3 protein-coding genes are annotated in these 3209 nt (G+C 63.4%); all 3 read right to left on the bottom strand.

Features of this window, described 5'->3' with window-relative positions:
* Positions 1–375 (bottom strand): glycosyltransferase (locus EN991_RS29245; RefSeq protein WP_127370047.1); only part of this gene is annotated, 375 nt, incomplete at its 3' end.
* Positions 368–1531: a glycosyltransferase 87 family protein gene (locus EN991_RS29250; protein WP_127370048.1), complete on the bottom strand. Its 1164-nt coding sequence runs from the start codon at positions 1529–1531 to the stop codon at positions 368–370. The genes EN991_RS29245 and EN991_RS29250, both read right to left, overlap by 8 nt.
* A gap of 197 nt (positions 1532–1728) precedes the next feature.
* Positions 1729–3209 (bottom strand): autotransporter domain-containing protein (locus EN991_RS29255; RefSeq protein ID WP_127370049.1); only part of this gene is annotated, 1481 nt, incomplete at its 5' end.

Consider the following 3209-nt stretch of genomic DNA (forward strand, 5'->3'; position numbering starts at 1 on the left):
GACGACGTCGATGTCCGGATGGTCCACCAGCTCGGCGATCAGCTTCAGGCTGATGTCCAGGGAATGCTGGAGGTCGGCGTCCATGATCAGCACCATGTCGCCGCGCGACTGGTCGAGGCCGGCGAGCACCGCGACTTCCTTGCCGAAATTGCGGCTGAGGCGCACGATCTCCCACGACCCCGTCAGCGCTTGCGAAAACCGCACGGCGCCATCGTCACGACTGCCGTCATCGACGAGGATCTTGTGTACGGTCATGCCGAAGCGTTGTGCCACGGCCACTTCGAGCTCGCCCAGGAGGCACGCGAAGGCCGATGCCGATGCCGCCTCGTTGAAGAACGGTGCGACAATATCGAGGCTCGGCCGCAACTCAACCATTCGCGACTCCCGCATTCACCACCTTTTCCCGTGCCTTGGCCCAGAACCACCAGATCAGCGAACCGGCGATGAAAGTGACGGCGACCGGCCGGAACCAGGGGAAGAGGAAATCGTGCACATGGCGCTCGACGCCGCTCAACCCGGTCACGAACAGCGTCGTCGACAGCACCGAGGCAAGGACGCCGCCCCGTTCTTCACGCCACAACAGGGCGATGGCAAGACCGGCTGGTACCGCGATCATGGCAAAGGTGTTTGGCTCGACGCGCGGGTTGAAGACGCACATGTAGAAAGTGGCTGTCAGGAAGATCGCCAGCGCCGCCTTTCCCTGTTCGAGCCTGCGGTCGAACCAGATGACGGCAGAAAGCGTAAACAGGGCCATGACCATGCGCACGATCGTTGCGCCGAATTCCGGTATTGGCAGTCCTATCGTGGTGAACGGTGCCGTGAAATCGGTGGGCACGAAATGGCTGGTGTTGTCGACGGCCATGGAGGTCAGCATCTGGATGAAGACACGATACTGATCGTTGAGATAGCCGGCGGGAGCAAAAGCGTAAGGCAGTGCCAGCACGAACAGCAGCGCCAGCACCAGCACCGGTATCAACCGGAGCCGAAGGGCTCCTACCAACAACAGCATTATGATCGCGGTCGGCTTGGCGATGATGGCAAGCGAAGCCCAGAAGAACGTCTCCGCCCGCCGCCCTTCCAGCGCCGACAGGGTGAGAAGCCAGCAAGCGCCGGTCAAAAGGATCGTTGCCTGGCCGTTGCGGATCGCCCCCACCGCCATCGGCAAAGCGAGGAAAAGACCGAAAGAAAGCAGCCATGCCAGTTCGCCGCCGCCGAGCTTGCGCACCTGCCGCATCGCGGCGTAGGTCAGCACCGCAAAGCCAATGGAATGCCAAACCAAGCCGCCCAGATGCGGACCAAGCTTGACTATTGGAGTGTAGAGCGCGGCAAAGGCCGGCGCGTAGAGATACCCCATCTCGGACTGGGTGTCGTAGAGCGGCAGACCGGCCTGAAGCGCCACGCTGCCGTCGATATAGGCCTGCCATACCGTCCGCGTGTGCGGTGACCACAGGACCAGGGCAAGAACGACCAGGAACGCTCCGATCCACAGGCCAAACCCCAAACGGTCGAAAACCGGCTTGGAAATCGTCATCAAGGCGCTCCACACAATCCCGGAACTGGATCAGTCCAGCCTGTCCCGGCATTCGATGGCGGCGGCATATCACGGACGAAGTGGCGTGGCATAGGGGGATTAACAGGCGCGGAACCACCGCTACAAACCGATAGCGGCGTCATTGTCGATCCCACGCCCGTCGGGGCTGCCGTCCTTTTTCGGCAATCCCGGAGTCGTCAGAACTTCACGGCAAGATCGACCTTGGCGCCCTGGTCGACCGTGCCGCCGCCGAATTGGCCGGTGTAGGACAGGCCAAGCGTCGCGTTGGCCGACATGTTGAAGTCGAGCCCAGCTTCGATGACGGCGCTGTCCCTGGCGATCGGCATGCCGGCGATGGTGAATTGATCGCCGCCGGCGAAGGCGAAGGTCGAGGTCGGCGTGACATCGTCGAAAGCATGACGCCAGCCGAGCATGCCGCGTGCGGTGACGTTCATGCCGCCGAACGCGAAGTCCGAGGAACCGCGCAGGCCGAGCGTGGTGAAGGTGGCGTCGGTGGACGTACCGATACTGGTCAGGGCCGTAGCACCGCCGGTTTCGGTGAAGCCGTCGGTGTGGACGCTGACATAGGCGAGATTGGCGAAGGGTTCGAACTTGAATTGTCCGGCATCGGCCTTGTAGGCAAGTTCGCCGAAGATCTGCGCGGTGCCGGCATCATAGTCGGCAGACAATCCATCCGTGAAGCCGTTGAAGGCGACGGAGCGTTTGGTCGAAAGGCTGCTCCAGCTATAGGCAGCACCGGTACGGAAGGCGATGGCGCCCCAGTTGGTGCCACCATAGAGGCCAAGGTGATAGCTGTCGGCCTTGCCCGAGGAGTTTCGGTGGTCGGCATCGAAGCTCGAATGGCTGTAGCCACCGAGCAGGCCGACGCGCCAGTTGCCAACCGATGTATCGGCACCCGCCAGCAGGCCGCCGGTCGAACGATCGAAGGCGGCGGCGTTGCCATCGGAGTCGGTATTGCCCCAGGACCCAAAAGCCTGGCCCCAGACGGCAAAGCGGTCGGTGTCGGCGGCAACCATTTCGGGGCCGCCTTCGCCATAGGCCATGACGGGCAATGGGGCCGCGCCAACATCGCGGAAGGCAGAACGGATGCGGCTGGTCGCGGCGTCGCGGACGAAGCGGCTGTCCTCGACCAGCATGCCCTTGGCCGAGGCATGGATTTCGCCCGAGAGCTGATCGAAGGCTGCCTGGGCTTCAGCGTCGGTGGCGAGATTGGCAACGGCATTGAACACAGCCCCACCCGTCAGGCTGTCCAGCCCTTCGCCGGTGGCGATCTGGTTGGGCGTCAGCCCGGCATCGGCGAAAGCATGAACCTTGGTCACGTCGAGATAGGCGTTGTTGCTGTCATAGTCGTCCGTCACCGTCAGGAACGCGGTACTGGTGACGCCAGTCATCGCGGCGAACTGGCCGTTCAGTCCGCTATCGGCGGTCAGCAGGGTATAGCGGCCGACGGAAAAACCTTGCGCCGTCACCGCCAGGGTCGAGCCGGTGATGGTCGCGGCACCGGTGGTGTGAAGGAGATCCGACTGAAGCGCGGCGTTGACGTCGATGGCGTAGGTCGAGCCGGCCGCCAGCGTCACGGTGCCGGCAAGCTCCGTGCGGTCGCCGGCGCCGCCATCCTGCATGGTCAGCCGGCCGGAGCTGGTCAGCTGCTCAAGCC

This window comes from Mesorhizobium sp. M7A.F.Ca.US.005.03.2.1 (assembly GCF_003997795.1).
Lineage (GTDB): Bacteria > Pseudomonadota > Alphaproteobacteria > Rhizobiales > Rhizobiaceae > Mesorhizobium > Mesorhizobium ciceri.

Coding starts and splice junctions, on each gene's coding strand:
- EN991_RS29250 (WP_127370048.1), bottom strand. CDS start 1,531: ATGACGATTTCCAAGCCGGTTTTCGACCGTTTGGGGTTTGGCCTGTGG.